Origin of the sequence: Blastococcus sp. KM273129, from assembly GCF_021698995.1 — a bacterium.
GTDB lineage: Bacteria > Actinomycetota > Actinomycetes > Mycobacteriales > Geodermatophilaceae > Blastococcus.
Map to the genome: position 1 here is coordinate 1 of NZ_SSXB01000085.1, position 16,952 is coordinate 16,952.

General features: G+C 74.7%; 18 protein-coding genes. 17 read left to right on the top strand and 1 reads right to left on the bottom strand.

Annotated features, from left to right (window positions below; all coding sequences use genetic code 11):
- Window positions 1–433: 433 nt before the first annotated feature.
- From infB to larE, 8 genes are all read left to right on the top strand, one after another.
- On the top strand, window positions 434–2,269 hold the full coding sequence (gene infB, locus E9565_RS18595) for a translation initiation factor IF-2 (RefSeq protein WP_236828364.1): 1,836 nt from the start codon (window positions 434–436) through the stop codon (window positions 2,267–2,269).
- 110 nt (window positions 2,270–2,379) lie between these two features.
- Window positions 2,380–2,673, top strand: coding sequence for a DUF503 domain-containing protein (locus E9565_RS18600; protein WP_236828363.1), 294 nt, complete (start codon window positions 2,380–2,382; stop codon window positions 2,671–2,673).
- Window positions 2,674–2,760: 87 nt separating this feature from the next.
- Entirely contained in the window at window positions 2,761–3,279 is a 519-nt protein-coding gene (rbfA, locus tag E9565_RS18605) for a 30S ribosome-binding factor RbfA (RefSeq protein ID WP_236836380.1), read from the top strand.
- Window positions 3,276–3,518 (top strand): hypothetical protein, encoded by a 243-nt coding sequence (locus tag E9565_RS18610; RefSeq protein WP_236828361.1) that lies wholly within the window; start codon window positions 3,276–3,278, stop codon window positions 3,516–3,518. Before rbfA ends, E9565_RS18610 begins: the two co-directional genes overlap by 4 nt.
- Window positions 3,515–4,537 (top strand): bifunctional oligoribonuclease/PAP phosphatase NrnA, encoded by a 1,023-nt coding sequence (locus tag E9565_RS23385; RefSeq protein ID WP_236828360.1) that lies wholly within the window; start codon window positions 3,515–3,517, stop codon window positions 4,535–4,537. Before E9565_RS18610 ends, E9565_RS23385 begins: the two co-directional genes overlap by 4 nt.
- Window positions 4,534–5,889: an MATE family efflux transporter gene (locus E9565_RS18620; protein WP_236836383.1), complete on the top strand. Its 1,356-nt coding sequence runs from the start codon at window positions 4,534–4,536 to the stop codon at window positions 5,887–5,889. Before E9565_RS23385 ends, E9565_RS18620 begins: the two co-directional genes overlap by 4 nt.
- The gene (truB, locus tag E9565_RS18625) at window positions 5,886–6,803 is read left to right on the top strand and encodes a tRNA pseudouridine(55) synthase TruB (protein WP_236836386.1); all 918 of its coding nucleotides are present in this window, start codon (window positions 5,886–5,888) and stop codon (window positions 6,801–6,803) included. Before E9565_RS18620 ends, truB begins: the two co-directional genes overlap by 4 nt.
- 21 nt (window positions 6,804–6,824) lie before the next feature.
- Window positions 6,825–7,661, top strand: coding sequence for an ATP-dependent sacrificial sulfur transferase LarE (larE, locus tag E9565_RS18630; protein WP_236828357.1), 837 nt, complete (start codon window positions 6,825–6,827; stop codon window positions 7,659–7,661).
- Here larE and larB read toward each other — a convergent pair.
- Window positions 7,652–8,329, bottom strand: a complete 678-nt coding sequence (gene larB, locus E9565_RS18635) for a nickel pincer cofactor biosynthesis protein LarB (RefSeq protein ID WP_236828356.1) — start codon at window positions 8,327–8,329, stop codon at window positions 7,652–7,654. The two genes, larE and larB, sit on opposite strands and share 10 nt — an antisense overlap.
- Before the next feature lie 71 nt (window positions 8,330–8,400).
- Here larB and E9565_RS18640 point away from each other — a divergent pair, with 71 nt between their 5' ends.
- The 9 genes from E9565_RS18640 to dapB all read left to right on the top strand — a co-directional run bounded on the left by E9565_RS18640 (window position 8,401) and on the right by dapB (window position 16,580).
- Complete coding sequence (locus E9565_RS18640; protein WP_236828355.1) at window positions 8,401–8,739, top strand: antibiotic biosynthesis monooxygenase; 339 nt, start codon at window positions 8,401–8,403, stop codon at window positions 8,737–8,739.
- 76 nt (window positions 8,740–8,815) lie between these two features.
- Window positions 8,816–9,955 (top strand): branched-chain amino acid aminotransferase, encoded by a 1,140-nt coding sequence (locus E9565_RS18645; protein ID WP_236828354.1) that lies wholly within the window; start codon window positions 8,816–8,818, stop codon window positions 9,953–9,955.
- A 19-nt stretch (window positions 9,956–9,974) separates the two neighbouring features.
- Window positions 9,975–10,934, top strand: a complete 960-nt coding sequence (locus tag E9565_RS18650) for a bifunctional riboflavin kinase/FAD synthetase (protein ID WP_236828353.1) — start codon at window positions 9,975–9,977, stop codon at window positions 10,932–10,934.
- Between the two features lie 246 nt (window positions 10,935–11,180).
- Window positions 11,181–11,450, top strand: a complete 270-nt coding sequence (gene rpsO / locus E9565_RS18655; protein WP_091933787.1) for a 30S ribosomal protein S15 — start codon at window positions 11,181–11,183, stop codon at window positions 11,448–11,450.
- Window positions 11,451–11,743: 293 nt separating this feature from the next.
- On the top strand, window positions 11,744–14,008 hold the full coding sequence (locus E9565_RS18660; protein WP_236828352.1) for a polyribonucleotide nucleotidyltransferase: 2,265 nt from the start codon (window positions 11,744–11,746) through the stop codon (window positions 14,006–14,008).
- Window positions 14,005–14,442, top strand: coding sequence for an insulinase family protein (locus tag E9565_RS18665; RefSeq protein WP_236836389.1), 438 nt, complete (start codon window positions 14,005–14,007; stop codon window positions 14,440–14,442). Before E9565_RS18660 ends, E9565_RS18665 begins: the two co-directional genes overlap by 4 nt.
- Before the next feature lie 60 nt (window positions 14,443–14,502).
- Window positions 14,503–15,378: a pitrilysin family protein gene (locus tag E9565_RS18670; RefSeq protein WP_236836391.1), complete on the top strand. Its 876-nt coding sequence runs from the start codon at window positions 14,503–14,505 to the stop codon at window positions 15,376–15,378.
- Window positions 15,379–15,386: 8 nt separating this feature from the next.
- A complete protein-coding gene (locus E9565_RS18675) occupies window positions 15,387–15,734 on the top strand; it encodes a VanZ family protein (protein WP_236828350.1) in 348 nt (115 codons plus the stop codon).
- 48 nt (window positions 15,735–15,782) lie between these two features.
- Window positions 15,783–16,580: a 4-hydroxy-tetrahydrodipicolinate reductase gene (dapB, locus tag E9565_RS18680; RefSeq protein WP_236828349.1), complete on the top strand. Its 798-nt coding sequence runs from the start codon at window positions 15,783–15,785 to the stop codon at window positions 16,578–16,580.
- Window positions 16,581–16,952: the final 372 nt, after the last annotated feature.

A 16,952-nucleotide genomic window follows, 5' to 3' on the forward strand; every position in this document is an offset into this window, starting at 1 on the left:
GGGTGGTCCCCGTCCGGCCCCCGGTGCGGGCGGCCCGCGCCCCGGCCCGGGCGGTCCCCGTCCCGGCCCCGGTGCCGGCGGTCCGCGGCCGGCGGCCGGCCCCGGTGGGCCGCGCCCGAACCCGGGCATGATGCCGCAGCGCCCCTCGCCGGGCATGATGCCGCCCCGCCCCGCCGGCGGCGGCCGGCCGGGTGGTCCCGGTGGTGCCGGTCGCGGCCGGCCGGGTGGTCCCGGTGCCGGTGGCGGCTTCCGCCCCGGTGGCGGCGGTGGCGGTGCCCCCGCCGGTGGTGGCTTCCGCGGTGGCGGCGGTGGCCGCGGCCGCGGTCGCGGCGGCTCGGGTGCCGGTACGGCCGGCGCCTTCGGGCGTCCGGGCGGCCGGGGTCCGGTCCGCGGGCGCAAGAGCAAGAAGCAGCGGCGTCAGGAGTTCGACTCCATGGCGGCGCCCAGCATGGGCGGCGTCAGCCTGCCGCGCGGCAACGGGCAGACCGTCCGGCTGCCCCGCGGCGCCTCGCTGACCGACCTGGCCGAGCGCATCAACGCCCAGCCGGCCGCGCTGGTCACCGCGCTGTTCCACCTCGGCGAGATGGTCACCGCGACGCAGTCGGTCAACGACGAGACGCTCCAGCTGCTCGGTGCCGAGATCGGCTGGAACATCCAGGTCGTCAGCCCCGAGGACGAGGACCGCGAGCTCCTCGAGACCTTCGACCTCACCTTCGGTGACGAGGAGGGCGACGAGGAGGACTGGTCCGCCCGTCCGCCGGTCGTCACCGTCATGGGTCACGTCGACCACGGGAAGACCAAGCTGCTGGACGCGATCCGCGACGCCAACGTGGTGGCCCGCGAGGCCGGTGGCATCACCCAGCACATCGGCGCCTACCAGGTCGTCACGGAGCTGGAGGGCGAGGAGCGCCCGATCACCTTCATCGACACCCCCGGTCACGAGTCGTTCACCGCGATGCGTGCCCGTGGGGCGAAGGTGACCGACATCGTCGTCCTCGTGGTGGCCGCCGACGACGGCGTCATGCCGCAGACGGTCGAGGCGCTCAACCACGCCCAGGCCGCCGAGGTGCCGATCGTGGTCGCGGTCAACAAGGTGGACAAGGAGGGGGCCAACCCCGCCAAGATCCGCCAGCAGCTCACCGAGTACGGCCTGGTGGCCGAGGAGTACGGCGGCGAGACGATGTTCGTCGACGTCTCCGCGATCACCCGCCAGGGCATCGACGACCTGCTCGCGGCGGTCCTGCTGACCGCCGACGCCTCGCTGGACCTGCGCGCGAACACCGAGCAGGACCCGCAGGGCGTGGTCATCGAGGGCAAGCTGGACAAGGGCCGCGGCCCCGTCGCCACGGTGCTCGTCCAGCGCGGCACGCTGCGCCAGGGCGACTCGATCGTGGCCGGCGACGCCTACGGTCGCGTCCGCTCGCTGCTGGACGAGCACGGCAACAAGCTGAAGGAGGCCCTGCCGGCCCGCCCCGTGCAGGTCGTGGGCCTCACCTCGGTGCCGCGTGCCGGTGACACCTTCCTCGTCGTCGACGAGGACCGCGTCGCCCGGCAGATCGCCGACCGCCGCCAGGCCCGCATCCGCAACGCGCAGAACGCCTCGATGCGCAAGCGGATCAGCCTGGAGGACCTCGACGCGGCGCTCAAGGAGAACCGCCAGCTCAACCTGATCATCAAGGGCGACAACTCGGGCACCGTCGAGGCGCTCGAAGAGGCGCTGATGAAGATCGAGGTCGACGACGAGATCTCGCTGCGGGTCATCCACCGCGGCGTCGGCGGCATCACCAAGAGCGACATCGACCTCGCGCTGGCCGACGACGTCATCGTCCTGGGCTTCAACGTCCGGGCCGAGGGCCAGGCCACCGAGCTCGCCAACCGCGAAGGGGTGGACGTCCGGTACTACACGGTCATCTACCAGGCGATCGACGAGATCGAGGCCGCGCTCAAGGGCATGCTCAAGCCGGTCTACGAGGAGGTCCAGCTCGGGACGGCGGAGGTCCGCGAGGTCTTCCGGGTGCCGAAGGTGGGCAACGTCGCCGGTTCGCTGGTCCGCAGCGGCACGATCGTGCGCAACTCGAAGGCGCGCTTGATCCGTGACGGCGCCGTGGTCGCCGACAACCTGTCGGTGGAGTCCCTCCGCCGGTTCAAGGACGACGCGACCGAGGTCCGCGAGGGCTACGAGTGCGGTATCGGCCTGGGGTCGTACAACGACATCAAGGTCGACGACGTGATCGAGACCTTCGAGCTGCGCGAGAAGCCCCGCGAGTAAGTGAAGGACCCCCGTGCAGGGCCCCGCCGTCCGCGAGCTCGCGGCGGCGGGGCCCTGCACGGGGGCCGGTCCAGCACGTCGCCAGCAGCAGGTCCGCGGGAGGTGGTCCGGTGTTCACCGGGACGCTGATCGCGGACCTGCTGCTGGGTGACGTCCACTCGCTCAAGGGCAAGCGGGCGGTCGTCCGGCCCGTGGTGGCCGAGCTGCGACGGCGGTTCGCCGTCGCCGCAGCCGAGGTCGGCGACCAGGACCTGCACCGCCGGGTGCAGATCGGCATCGCCACCGTGGCCGGGGACGCCGGCCAGGTCACCGACGTCCTCGACGCCTGCGAGCGGTTGCTGGCGGAGCGGCCGGAGGTGACGCTGCTGTCGACGCACCGGCAGTTGTTCAGCGACACCGATTGAAGGACCTCGTCGCCCCCCACCCCCTCGCAGGCTCGGGGGACGGGCCCCTGCGACGAGGCCGTTCCAGCAACTCACCAGGAGGTCCCGATGGCCGATCCGGCTCGCGCGCGCAAGCTGGCGGTGCGCATCCGGCAGATCGTCTCCGCGACGATCGAGCACCAGATCAAGGACCCCCGCCTGGGCATGGTCACGATCACCGACGCCCGCGTGACCAGCGACCTCCGCGAGGCCACGATCTTCTACACGGTCTACGGCGACGAGACGCAGATCGCCGACTCGGCCAAGGCGCTCGCCAGCGCCACCGGGGTGCTGCGGTCCACCGTCGGCCGGCAGACCGGCATCAAGTTCGTCCCGTCGCTGACGTTCGTGGCCGACATCGTCCCCGACACGGCACGGGAGCTGGAGGAGGCGCTCGAGCGTGCCCGGCACGCCGACGCGGAGCTCGCCCGCGCCCGTGAGGGCGCCAGCTACGCCGGCGAGGCCGACCCCTACCGGCGGCCCGCGGAGGACGAGGACGACGAGCAGGGCGCGGACGCCCCGGCCGCCGCCGCACCTGCCGACGACGCCGACGAGGACCGCACGCCCCGGACGAGGAGCACCTTGTGAGCGAGAACGACCCCGATCCCCACCTGCCCGACCAGGGCCAGGGCCGCTCGGAGCTGGGTGGCCGCCCGGCCCCCGACGCCGGTGACCCCACCCAGGGCGGCCGGCGCGGCCAGATCGGCGAAGTGCCGAGCATCGCCGAGGACGAGCCGGACGACGGCGGCCCCGGCTACCCGGTGGGCGGCGGGGACATCACCGAGCGGCAGGGCGGCCGGGTCGCCGACCCCGACCCGACGGAGTGACCACCCGGTCCCCGGTCGGCGGCGCGGGCGGTGACCTCGGCACCGCCACGCGGTCGGCCGCCGCCGTGCTCGCCGAGGCGGCCCGCGAGCGGGCGACCGTGGTGCTCGCGGGGCACGTCCAGCCCGACGCCGACGCCCTCGGCAGCACCCTGGCGCTCGCGGAGGGGCTGCGCCGGTGCGGCGCACGGGTGCTCGCCACCTTCCCCGGCCCCTTCACCCTGCCCGCCTCGCTCGGCTGGATCCCGGGTGCCGAGGGCATGGTCCCCTCCGACGCCGTCCCGTCGTCCCCGGACGTGTTCGTCAGCCTCGACGCGGCCTCGCCCGGGCGTCTCGGCGAGCTGGCCCCGCTGCTCGACCGCGCGCGCACCTCCGTCGTCGTCGACCACCACGCCAGCAACCCCGGCTTCGGCCGGGTGCGCCTGGTGGACCCGGCCGCCCCCGCCACGGTCGTGCTCGTGGCCGACCTGCTCGACGGCCTGGGCGTGGCGCTGGACGCCCGGCTGGCCACCTGCCTCTACGCGGGTCTGGCCGCGGACACCGGCTCCTTCCGGTTCGGCAGCACCCGGCCCGAGACCCACGAGCTCGCGGCCCGCCTGCTCGCCACGGGCATCGACCACTCCGCCATCAGCCGCCGGCTGTTCGACACCGCCCCGTTCGGCTGGCTGGGGCTGCTCTCGGTCGTCGCCGGGCGCGCCGTCCTCGAGCAGGAGGTGGGCGAGGGGCTGGTCTGGACGTGGTCGAGCACCGCCGAGGCGGCCGAGCACGGTCTCCCGGGCGAGCAGCTCGAGGCGCTGGTCGACGTCGTCCGGTCCACGGCGGAGGCCGACGTCGCCTGCGTGCTGAAGGGCCAGGACGACGGGACCTGGTCGGTCTCGCTCCGCTCCCGCGGGGCCACCGACGTGGCGCGGGTGGCCACGGCCCTCGGCGGGGGCGGCCACCGCGCGGCGGCGGGCTACACCTCGCACCTGGACCGGGAGAAGACGGTGGAGTGCCTCCGCGCGGAGCTGTGCACGCCATGACTTCGCGGTCCTCCGGACCGCACCGCGACGACCGCGATCCCGCGGGGTCCACGCCCCGCCCGGCGTCGGTGCCCGCGCTGGCGGCGCCGGCGCTGGTCGTGCTCGCGGCCGAGCCGCTGTACCTGCTCGTCGACACCGCCGTCGTCGGCAACCTGGGGACCGTCGCGCTGGGCGGTCTCGCCGTCGGGGGCGGCCTGCTGGCGTGGGCGGCCGCGCTGCTGAACTTCCTGGCGTACGGCACCACCGCGCGCGCCGCCCGCCGCGCCGGCGCCTGGGACCGGGCCGGCGCAGTCGAGGAGGGCGTGCAGGCGACCTGGCTGGCGCTCGGCCTCGGGGTGCTGGTGCTCGCCCTGTTCCAGGTGCTGGCCGGCCCGCTGACCCGGGCGCTCGCCGGCGGCGCGGGGCCGGTCGCCGAGGCGGGGGAGGGCTGGCTGCGGGTGGCCTCCCTGGGCGCCCCGCTGCTGCTGGTGTCGCTGGCCGGGAACGGCTGGCTGCGCGGGGTGCAGGAGCTGCGGCGCCCGGTGCGCTACGTCGTCGCGGGCAGCCTGCTCAGCCTCGTCCTGTGCCCGCTGCTGGTGCACCCGGCGGGGCTGGGCCTGGTCGGCTCCGCCTGGGCGAACGTGGCCGGCCAGGCGCTCACCGCCGCGCTGTTCGTCCGCGCGCTGCTGCGGGAGGGTGCCGGCTGGGCGGCGCGCCCGCGCGCGATCGTGCGGCAGCTGGTCATCGGCCGCGACCTGCTGCTGCGGGCCGCGGTCCTGCAGCTGTCGTTCCTCGTCGCCGCCGGGGTCGCCGCGCGTGCCGGGGCCGCCGCCCTGGGGGCGCACCAGATCGCGCTGCAGCTGTTCTTCTTCCTCGCCCTGGTGCTGGACGCCTACGCGATCGCGGCGCAGACCCTGGTCGGCCACGCGCTCGGCGCCGGGCGGCCCGCGGAGGCCCGCGCCACCGCGCGCCGGGTGGTGCTGTGGGGGCTGGGCACCGGCTGCCTCGTGGCCGCCGTGCTGCTCGCGCTGCGGGACGTCCTGCCGCCGCTGTTCACCGACGACCCCGCGGTGCTCGCGCAGGCCGCCGTCGTCTGGTGGTTCCTGGCCTGCTTCCAGCCGCTGGCCGGCGTGGTGTTCGCGCTCGACGGGGTGCTCATGGGGGCCGGCGACGTCGGCTACCTGCGCACGGTGACCATCGCGGCCGCGCTGGTCGGCTTCCTGCCGCTGTCGCTGCTCGCCGGGCCGCTGGACCTCGGCCTCGCCGGCATCTGGACCGGGCTGACGCTGTTCATCGGCCTGCGGCTGCTCGCCGTCTCGGTGCGGGTGGCGGGTGACCGGTGGCTGGGCGCACCTGAGACGGTGAGCGCGTGAGCCCCCGACGCCCCGACGCCGACGTCCCGCCCGGTCTGCTGCTCGTGGACAAGCCCGGCGGCATGACGTCCCACGACGTCGTCGCCCGCGCCCGCCGCGCGCTGTCGGTCCGAAAGGTGGGGCACGCCGGCACCCTCGACCCCATGGCGACCGGGCTGCTCGTCCTGGGCGTGGGCACCGCGACCCGGCTGCTCGGGTACGTCGGCGGCCACGACAAGACCTACGAGGCGACGATCCGGTTCGGGCAGGCGACGGTCACCGACGACCGCGAGGGCGAGGTGCTCGCGACCGCCTCGACCGCGGGGCTCGACGACGACGCCGTGCGCGCGGCGCTGGCGGCGCAGACCGGTGCGCTGCAGCAGGTCCCGTCCTCGGTGAGCGCGGTCAAGGTCGCCGGCGTCCGCTCCTACGACCGGGTGCGCGCGGGAGAGGCCGTGGAGCTGGCGCCCCGCGCGGTGACCGTGCACCGCCTCGAGGTGCACCGGATCACCCGTCCGGGACCCGACCTGGTCGACGCCGAGGTCACCGTCGACTGCACGGCGGGCACCTACATCCGCGCCATCGCCCGCGACGCCGGTGCGGCGCTGGGCGTGGGTGGCCACCTGACGGCGCTGCGCCGCACCGCGTCCGGCCCCTTCGCGATCGCGCAGGCGGGCGCCGTCGAGGACGCCGCCGCCTCGCTGGTCGGCGGCGGCGGCCCCGGTTCCCTCGGGCTCACCGAGGCGGCCCGGCTGGTCTTCCCCGAGCGCCCGCTCACCGCCGAGGAGGCGCGGGCGCTGGGCTACGGGCAGCGGGTCCCGGCCACCGGCGCGGCCGGCCTGCACGCCGCGGTCGACCCCGGCGGCCGGCTGGCGGCGCTCGTCGAGGACGCCGGTCGCACGGCGCGCGTCGTCGTCGGCTTCCCGCCGGGCTGAACCGGTGGCAGCCTGGCGGCCGTGACCCTCGACGCCCGCCTGGCCGACCTCGACGCGCTGCTGCGGCCGCTGCCCGGCGTGCTCGTCGCGTTCTCGGGCGGAGTGGACTCTGGCGTCCTGCTCGCCGCCGCGGTGCGCGCGCTCGGTGCCGGCCGGGTGGTCGCGGCCACCGCCGTCTCGCCCAGCCTGCCCGCCGCCGAGCTCGCCGGCGCCGCGGCGTTCGCCGCCTCGCTGGGGGTGCGGCACGAGCGACCGCGCACCGACGAGCTGTCCCGGCCGGGGTACCGAGCCAACGCCGGGGACCGGTGCGCGTTCTGCAAGACCGAGCTGGTCGAGGTGCTCCGCCCGCTGGCCGCACGGCTGGGCGTCGACGACGTCGTCACCGGCACCAACGCCGACGACGTCGTCGCCGGGTTCCGGCCGGGCATCCGCGCGGCGGCCGAGCGGGGCGCCTGGACGCCCCTGGCACGGGCGGGGCTCACCAAGGACGACGTCCGCGCCGCCGCGCGCCGCTGGGGGCTGCCGCTGGCCGGGAAGCCCGCCGCGGCCTGCCTGGCCAGCCGGATCGCCTACGGGGTGCCGGTGTCGGCCGCGGGGCTCGCCCGCGTCGAGCGCGCCGAGGCGGCGCTGCGGGCCGCGCTCGTGGGCGCCGGGCTGCCGGTGCGCGACCTGCGGGTGCGCGACCTGGGGGAGGACCGCGCCCGGGTGGAGGTCGACGCGGTGCTCGTGGCTGCCGTGGCGGCCCGGCCGGAGCTCCTGCAGGCGGTCGCCGGGTTCGCCGCCGTCGAGGTGGACCCGCGCGGCTTCCGGTCCGGCTCGATGAACGAGCTGCTGCCCGACCCCGTCCGCTACCGCTGAGCCGCGCGCACGATGCGGGCGGCGGCCACCCCGGCGCCGAACCCGTTGTCGATGTTCACGACCAGCACGCCGGGCGCGCAGGCGGTGAGCATGGTCAGCAGCGCGGCCAGCCCCTCGAAGGCCGCGCCGTAGCCCACCGACGTGGGGACGGCGACGACGAGGCGGTCGGTCAGCCCGGCGACGACGCTGGGCAGCGCGCCGTCCATCCCGGCCACCACGACGACGGCGTCGGCCGCGGCCAGGTCGGGGGCGACGGCGAGCACCCGGTGGATCCCGGCGACCCCGACGTCGTCCACCCGCCGGCTGCCCACGCCGCAGGCCCGCAGCGTGGCGGCGACCTCCGCGGCCACCGGGCCGTCGGAGGTGCCCGCGGTGAGCACCAGGACCTCGCCGACCGGGTCCGGTGGCGCACCCACGGAGGCGCACCCGGCGTCCTCGTCCACGACGGCGTCCGGCCACCGCTCGCGGATCGCCGCCGCGGTCGCGCCGTCCACCCGGCTGGCCCACGCGAACCCGCGCGTGGAGCCCTCGAGCAGGGCGCCCAGGCAGGCGACGGTCTGGTCGGGTGTCTTGCCGGCCGCGAAGACCACCTCCGGCGTGCCGGTCCGGGCCTCGCGGTCGAGGTCCAGGCGGGCGAAGCCCAGGTCTGCGGTGCGGGGGGCGCTCACCTGCCCCAGCGTGCCGCACGCGCGGCCCGGCGTGCGGTTGGCGCCGGCGCCGTCCGGGAAGGAGCCGCACCATGAGCGTCGTCAAGATCAACGCGATCACCGTGCCGAAGGACAAGCAGGAGCGCTTCGAGGAGCGGTTCCGCGGGCGCGCCGGGGCCGTGGAGACCACCCCGGGCTTCGAGTGGTTCGAGCTGCTGCGCCCGGTCGAGGGCACCGACCAGTACCTGGTCTACACCCGCTGGAGCAGCGTGGAGGCCTACGAGGCGTGGCAGTCCAGCCAGGACTTCGACCGCGCCCACGACGGCGGCGGCGACACCCTGGCCTCCGCGGCCCCGCACTCGGCGCACGTGTGGACCTACGAGGTGCTCGAGACCGCCGGGCCGAAGGGCGAGCACCAGGGGCAGGGCTGAGCCGGGCTAGGGTGACGGCACCGGCCCCGCACGCCCGCGGGCCGGTGCCGTTCCCTCGCACGCCCGGGTAGGAGCCATGACCGACACGCTCGCCGACAACCGCACCTCGTCCCGGACGTTCGTCGAGGGCGTGCCGGTGGTCGTGGAGGACGTGCAGCGCCGCTCCACCACCGAGCGCGAGCAGCTGCTCGCCGACCCCGGTTTCGGCCGCTACTTCACCGACCACATGTTCGTGGCCCGGTACCAGGTCGGCCGCGGCTGGTACGACGCCCGGCTCACGCAGTACGGGCCGCTGCCGATGGATCCGGGTACCGCCGCCCTGCACTACGCCCAGTCGATCTTCGAGGGGCTGAAGGCATACGCCCAGCCCGACGGCAGCGTGGCCACCTTCCGCCCCGAGGCCAACGCCGCGCGGTTCGTCCGCAGCGCCGAGCGGCTGGCGATGCCACCGGTGCCCGAGGAGGCGTTCCTCGCCGCGGTCGACGCGCTCGTCGACGCCGACCGCGCGTGGGTCCCCACCGGTCCGGACCAGACGCTGTACCTGCGCCCGTACCAGCTGGCCAGCGAGTCCTTCCTCGGGGTCCGGCCGGCGCACGAGTACCTCTTCCTCGTCATCGCCAGCCCGGCCGGTGCCTACTTCCCGCGCGGCGTCCACCCGGTCTCGGTCTTCGTCTCCGAGGACTACGTGCGGGCCGCGCCCGGGGGCACCGGTGACGTGAAGTGCGCCGGCAACTACGCGGCCAGCCTCCGGCCGCAGCAGCAGGCCAGCGAGCTCGGCTGCGACCAGGTCGTCTACCTCGATGCCGTGGAGCGGCGCTACATCGAGGAGCTGGGCGGGATGAACCTCTTCTTCGTCCTGGGCTCCGGCGAGGACGCCGAGCTGGTGACCCCGGAGCTCTCCGGCACGCTGCTGCCCGGCATCACCCGCGACTCGCTGATCACCGTCGCCCGGGAGCTGGGGCACCGCGTGACCGAGCGCAAGGTGACCCTCGACGAGTGGCGCAGCGGCGCGCTCGACGGCTCGATCACCGAGACCTTCGCCTGCGGGACCGCCGCCGTCATCACGCCGGTCGGGCAGATCCGCGCCCGCACCGGTGACTTCACCGTGGGCGACGGCGAGCCCGGCCCGGTGACCATGCGGCTGCGCGAGACGCTGCTCGACATCCAGCACGGGCGGGTGGCCGACACCCACGGCTGGCTGCACCGGGTCTCCTGACCGCGGCGGGGGCGGTCGCGTGCTGCGCTGGCGGGGGCTGGAGTCCACCCCGGGGGATCTCGGGCGGACCGTGGTCACCGTCGGGATGTACGACGGGGTGCACCGCGGGCACCAGAAGCTCATCGGGGCCGCCGTCGCGCGGGCCCGTGCGATGCGGCGTCCCTGCCTGCTGCTGACCTTCGACCCGCACCCGGCCGAGGTCGTGCGGCCGGGGTCGCACCCGGCCATCCTCACCTCGCTGGACCGCAAGGCGGAGCTCGTCGCCGAGCTGGGCGTGGACGCCATGTGCGTGCTGCCGTTCACCGCGGAGTTCATGAAGCTCCCGCCGGAGACCTTCACGCACACCGTGCTCGTCGAGCGGCTGCACGCCGCGCAGGTGGTGGTGGGGGAGAACTTCACCTACGGCCACCGCGCCGCCGGCACCGTCACCTCGCTGACCGCGGAGGGGCGGCGCTTCGGCTTCGCCGTCGAGGGCGTGCCCCTGGCGCAGGACGCCTCGGAGGACGGCGAGGTCACCATCTCCTCGACCTACGTCCGCGCCTGCGTGGCCGCCGGCGACCTGGTGCCCGCGGCCCGCGCGCTCGGCCGGCCGCACCGGGTCGACGGCGTCGTCGTGCGCGGGGACCGCCGCGGCCGCGACCTCGGGTACCCGACGGCCAACGTGGAGACGCCGCCCTACACCGCCATCCCCGCCGACGGCGTCTACGCGGGGCACCTGGTCACCCGCGACCCGCGCAGCGGGGCCAGCCGGGAGCGGTTCCCGGCGGCGATCTCGGTGGGGACCAACCCCACGTTCCAGGGCAGCCGCCGCACGGTCGAGGCCTACGTGCTCGACTTCGACGGCGACCTCTACGGGGAGCACGTCGGTGTCGAGTTCGCCCACCGGCTGCGCCCGATGGCCGCCTTCGCCGACGTCGCGGGCCTCCTCGCCGCCATGGCCAAGGACGTCGAGGACACCCGCACCGTCCTCGGTCTGTGACACCGTCGTCCTCCGGACGGCACCGCTGTGCCACCGTCGTCCTCCGGACGGCACCGCCACCAGGAGCCGGCCCCTGCGCCGCTGCGCCGCCGCGTCACGCCTGCGCGGGTACCTCCGGCCCCCACTCGGCGCGACCGTGCCCTCCCCGCTGGTAGTCTCGACGCCGGCCGTGCATCCACGGCTGTGTGAGAGCTGCCCTCGTGAGTCAGACCGGGGGCCACACGTGACCCGCCCAGGAGGCGAACCATGGCGCTCGACAGCGCGACGAAGCAGCAGATCATGACCGAGTACGCCACGGTCGACAAGGACACCGGTTCGCCCGAGGTGCAGGTCGCGATGCTGTCCCGCCGGATCAGCGACCTCACCGAGCACCTCCGGCACCACAAGCACGACCACCACAGCCGGCGGGGCCTGCTCCTGCTGGTCGGCCGGCGCCGCCGGCTGCTGAACTACCTGGCGAAGACCGACATCAACCGCTACCGGTCGCTGATCGAGCGGCTCGGCCTGCGCCGATAGCACGTCGAGGGGACCGCTCCGGGCAACCGGGACGGTCCCCTCTCTCGTGCGGCACCCGCCGCACGGGCCACGGCCAGCCCGCCCCACGCGTCCGTCGCAGAGGGCCGGTCCTCGGTAGTGGCCCCCGGGACGCCCCGACGACAGGGGAGTGGATCCCCGTCCGACGGGGAACCAGGAACGCCCGAGGGCTTCGATCGAAGACCGGTCGCCCCGGACGCCGACGGCGTGCAGCGCCGTACGAGGAAGTCGCACCCGGCAAGGGGCCGGCTGCGACCAGACGAGAGAAGGACAGCGTGTCCGCACCCACCACCAGCGGCCCGATCGCCGCCGAGTTCGACCCCGAGGACGGGGTCACCACCGCCACCGCGGTCATCGACAACGGCAGCTTCGGCAGCCGCAGCATCACCTTCGAGACCGGCCGGCTGGCCAAGCAGGCCGCCGGCTCGGTCGTCGTGACGATGGGCGACAGCATGCTGCTGTCGGCCACCACGGCCGGCCGGCAGCCCAAGGAGCACTTCGACTTCTTCCCGCTCACCGTCGACGTCGAGGAGCGCATGTACGCCGCGGGTCGCATCCCCGGCTCGTTCTTCCGCCGCGAGGGCCGGCCCTCCGAGGACGCCATCCTCACCTGCCGGCTGATCGACCGCCCGCTGCGGCCGACCTTCGCCAAGGGCCTGCGCAACGAGGTCCAGGTCGTCATCACGGTCATGGCCCTGGACCCCGAGCACCTCTACGACGTCATGGCCATCAACGGCGCGTCGGCCTCCACCCAGCTGTCGGGCCTGCCGTTCTCCGGCCCGGTCGGCGGCACCCGCGTCGCGCTCATCCGCGGCCAGTGGGTCGCCTTCCCGACCCACGCGGAGCTGCAGGAGGCCGTCTTCGACATGGTCGTGGCCGGCCGCCTCCTGCCGGACGGCGACGTCGCGATCATGATGGTCGAGGCCGAGGCCACCGAGAAGACCATCGAGCTCGTCGCCGGGGGCGCCAGCGCCCCGACCGAGGAGGTCGTGGCCCAGGGCCTCGAGGCCGCCAAGCCCTTCATCAAGGCGCTGTGCGAGGCGCAGTCCGCGCTGGCCGCCAAGGCCGCCAAGCCGGTCGCGGAGTTCCCGCGCTTCCTGGACTACCAGGACGACGTGTACGCCGCCGTCGAGTCCGCCGCCCTGACCCGCCTCGGCGAGGTGCAGGCCATCGCGGGCAAGCAGGAGCGCGAGGAGGCGACCGACGCGCTCAAGGACGAGGTCAAGGCCTCGCTCGCCGACCAGTTCGAGGGTCGCGAGAAGGAGGTCTCGGCCGCCTTCCGCGCCGTCACCAAGAAGGTCGTCCGCCAGCGGATCCTGCGCGACAAGGTCCGCATCGACGGTCGCGGCGTCACCGACATCCGGCCGCTGTCGGCCGAGGTCGAGGTCGTCCCGCGCGTGCACGGCTCGGCGCTGTTCGAGCGCGGCGAGACGCAGATCCTGGGCATCACCACGCTGAACATGCTCCGCATGGAGCAGCAGCTGGACACGCTCTCGCCGGACAACCGCAAGCGCTACATGCACAACTACAACTTCCCGCCGTACTCCACCGGCGAGACCGGCCGCGTGGGCTCGCCCAAGCGGCGCGAGATCGGCCACGGCGCGCTCGCCGAGCGGGCGCTGCTGCCGGTGCTGCCCGACCGCGAGGAGTTCCCCTACGCGATCCGGCAGGTCTCCGAGGCGCTGGGTTCCAACGGCTCGACCTCGATGGGCTCGGTCTGCGCCTCGACGCTGGCCCTGCTCAACGCCGGTGTGCCGCTCAAGGCCCCCGTCGCCGGCATCGCCATGGGCCTGGTCTCCGACGAGGTCGACGGCACCACCGAGTACGTCGCGCTGACCGACATCCTCGGGGCCGAGGACGCCTTCGGTGACATGGACTTCAAGGTCGCCGGCACGCGGGACTTCGTCACCGCGCTGCAGCTGGACACCAAGCTCGACGGCATCCCGTCCGACGTGCTGGCCCAGGCGCTGACCCAGGCCCGCGCCGCCCGCCTGCACATCCTCGACGTGATGAACGAGGCGATCGACGCCCCGGACGAGATGAGCCCGTACGCCCCGCGCGTGACCACGGTGCGCATCCCGGTCGACAAGATCGGCGCGGTCATCGGCCCCAAGGGGCAGATGATCAACGCGATCCAGGACGAGACCGGCGCCGACATCACCATCGAGGACGACGGCACGATCTACGTCGGTGCCTCCGACGGCCCCTCGGCGCAGGCCGCGGTGGACCGGATCAACGCCATCGCCAACCCGCAGATGCCCAAGGTGGGCGAGCGCTTCCTCGGCACGGTCGTCAAGACCACGCCGTTCGGCGCCTTCGTCTCCCTGCTCCCGGGCAAGGACGGGCTGGTGCACATCAGCAAGCTCGGTGGCGGCAAGCGCATCGGCAAGGTCGAGGACGTCGCCAACGTCGGCGACAAGATGCAGGTCGAGATCACCGACATCGACGCCCGCGGCAAGATCAGCCTCGCGCCGGTCGCCGCGGAGGGCGCCGAGGCCCCTGCCGAGGCGCCGGCCGAGCCCGCCCCTGCGGGGGAGTGACCACGACGGATCTGATCCGGGCCGGGGTGGGTGCCGCTTCTCCGGGAGCGGCCCCCACCCCGGTTCCCGTCGGGACGACCGCGCTGCTCGACCTCGACGAGGTCGGCGGCCGGGTGGAACGCACCGAGCTCCCCGGGGGGCTCCGCGTGCTCACCGAGACGATGCCGGGGGTGCTGTCGGCGACCCTCGGCATCTGGGTGGGCGTGGGCTCGCGCGACGAGACGCCGGCCGTCGCGGGGTCGTCGCACTTCCTCGAGCACCTGCTGTTCAAGGGGACGACGTCGCGCGGGGCGCTGGAGATCGCCACCGCCATGGACGCCGTCGGCGGTGAGATGAACGCGTTCACCGCCAAGGAGCACACCTGCTACTACGCCAACGTGCTCGCCAGCGACCTCCCGCTCGCGGTCACCCTGCTGGCGGACCTGGTCACCTAGGCGACCAACACGGCGGCGGACCTGGAGTCCGAGCGCACGGTGGTGCTCGAGGAGATCGCGATGCGCGACGACGAGCCCTCGGACGCGGTGCACGACCTGTTCGCCGAGACCCTCTACGGCGACACCTCGCTGGGCCGCTCCGTGCTGGGCACCGTGGAGTCGATGGAGGCGCTGACCCGCGACGACGTCGACGGCTGGTACCGCTCCCGCTACGCCGCCCCGTCGATCGTCGTGACGGCGGCCGGGCGGGTGGACCACCAGCAGGTGCTCGACCTGGTGACGACGGCGTTCGGCGACCGGCTCTCCGGCGCTGCGCGACCCGCACCGCTGCGCACCGGCGACGTGGAGCTCGTCCGGCCGGCGCACCGCACCGGCCTGATCTCCCGCCGGACCGAGCAGACGCACCTGCTGCTCGGCACGCCGGCGATGGGGCGCCTCGACGAGCGCCGCTACACCGCCGCCGTCCTGGACGCCGCCGTCGGCGGTGGCATGAGCTCGCGGCTGTTCCAGGAGATCCGCGAGAAGCGCGGGCTGGTGTACAGCGTCGGTTCGGCGCTGACCCACTACGCCGGCGCCGGCGCGTTCTCCGTCTACGCGGGCTGCTCGAAGAAGCGCGTGCCCGAGGTGCTGCGGCTGGTGCGCGAGGAGCTCGGACGCGTCGCCGCCGACGGGCTCACCCCCGAGGAGGTCGCCCGCGCGCGCGGGCAGCTCAAGGGCGGACTGGTCCTGGGCCTCGAGGACACCGGCTCGCGCATGAGCCGGCTCGGCAAGAGCGAGCTCTCCTACGGGGAGTACGTGCCGGTGCGCGACGTCCTCGCGCGCATCGAGTCCGTGGACGAGGGGCAGGTGCGGTCGGTGGCGGCGGAGCTGTTCGGCCAGGAGACCTGCCTGGCCGTGGTCGGCCCGTACCGCGAGTCCGACCTCGACCGGCTCTGACCCGGCCGATGCGGACGACCCGGACCGCGCTCCCGCAGGCGGCCTTCGCCGTCGCGCTGCTGGTGTCCGCCGTCGTCCTGTTCCTGCCCTCCTCGGGGGTGCCGACCGCGCCCCCGGGGACCGACAAGGCCGTCCACCTGCTCGTCTTCGCGACCCTGGCCGGGACGGGTCGGTGGGCCGGCAGGCCCCCGGTGCCGCTGGGCTCGGCACTCCTGGCCTACGCCGCGGTCAGCGAGCTGGTGCAGGGGCTGACCCCGATCGGCCGGTCCATGTCGGCCGCCGACGTCGTCGCCGACGTGGTGGGGATCGTGGTGGGGCTGCTCGCGTGGGAGGCGCTGACGCGCCGGGCGCGCTGATCCGGTGCCTGTCTTGCGCCGGGACGCCGCGCCGGGAAACCTGACCGCGTGACCACGACCGCGCCCCACCAGCAGCCTGCCCCCGCCGACCGGGAGTCCCCCCTGATCCCGGTGGGGGTGCTCGGCGCCCGCGGCCGGATGGGCACCGAGGTGGTCAAGGCGGTGAACGACGCCGACGACCTCGAGCTGGTGGCCATGGTCGACGACGGCGACTGGCTGTTCAACGTGGCCGACGCCGGCGCCCAGGTCGTTGTCGACTTCACCCGTCCCGACGTGGTGATGGACAACATCCGGTTCTGCATCGACAACAACATCCACTGCGTCGTCGGGACGACCGGCTTCGACGAGGCCCGCCTGGCCACCGTGGCCGAGTGGCTGGAGCCCAAGCCCGAGCTGGGCGTGGTGATCGCCCCCAACTTCGGCATCGGCGCGATCCTCCTCATGCGCTTCGCCCAGGAGGCCGCCCGCTTCTTCCCGTCCGTGGAGGTCGTGGAGCTCCACCACCCGAACAAGGTGGACGCCCCCTCGGGGACCGCGGTGCGCACCGCGCGTCTCGTGGCATCGGCCCGGCGGGCGGCCGGGCTGCCGCCCGCGCCGGACGCGACCAGCGAGGAGCTGCCCGGCGCGCGCGGCACCGACGTCGAGGGCGTGCGCGTGCACGCCGTCCGGCTGGCCGGTCTCGTGGCGCACCAGGAGGTGCTGTTCGGGGCGGCGGGGGAGTCGCTGACCCTGCGGCACGACTCCTTCGACCGCGCGTCCTTCATGCCGGGCGTGCTGCTGGCGGTCCGGGAGATCGGGCGGCGCCCCGGTCTCACCGTCGGCATCGAGGGGCTGCTGGGTCTCTGAGCGGGGGGACGCGACGGATTGCCGGGGCGCCCACGCACTCAGAGAGGACGGTCTGACCAGCGTCGACGCACACCGCCGACGCCGCCGGCGGCAGCGTGTCGGGCGTCACGGCGCCCCCGGTTTGACGTCCGGTGGAGCGCCCGTGTAACTTTCTCTTTGCGCCGCGCGGCCCGGGAGGGCCGCCGGACCGGGGCCTGCGGGTAGCGGGTGCAGCGGAAACCGGCGTAGAGTTGGACATCCAGCCAGGGACGAAGCCCGGAAGGGTCGAGTTTCTGCGCGTCCGCTCCTTGAGAACTCAACAGCGTGCCGAAAGTCAGTGCCAAGTAATACCCCGTGCCGGCCCTTTTGTGGGTTGGCTGGGATTCCTTTGGT

Excerpts from the sequence above, each read along its gene's own strand:
- rbfA (WP_236836380.1), top strand. The coding sequence starts at position 2,761 with ATGGCCGATCCGGCTCGCGCGCGCAAGCTGGCGGTGCGCATCCGGCAG.
- infB (WP_236828364.1), top strand. The coding sequence starts at position 434 with ATGGCGGCGCCCAGCATGGGCGGCGTCAGCCTGCCGCGCGGCAACGGG.
- E9565_RS18670 (WP_236836391.1), top strand. The coding sequence starts at position 14,503 with ATGCGCGACGACGAGCCCTCGGACGCGGTGCACGACCTGTTCGCCGAG.
- E9565_RS18620 (WP_236836383.1), top strand. The coding sequence starts at position 4,534 with ATGACTTCGCGGTCCTCCGGACCGCACCGCGACGACCGCGATCCCGCG.
- E9565_RS18675 (WP_236828350.1), top strand. The coding sequence starts at position 15,387 with ATGCGGACGACCCGGACCGCGCTCCCGCAGGCGGCCTTCGCCGTCGCG.
- rpsO (WP_091933787.1), top strand. The coding sequence starts at position 11,181 with ATGGCGCTCGACAGCGCGACGAAGCAGCAGATCATGACCGAGTACGCC.
- E9565_RS18645 (WP_236828354.1), top strand. The coding sequence starts at position 8,816 with ATGACCGACACGCTCGCCGACAACCGCACCTCGTCCCGGACGTTCGTC.
- E9565_RS18640 (WP_236828355.1), top strand. The coding sequence starts at position 8,401 with ATGAGCGTCGTCAAGATCAACGCGATCACCGTGCCGAAGGACAAGCAG.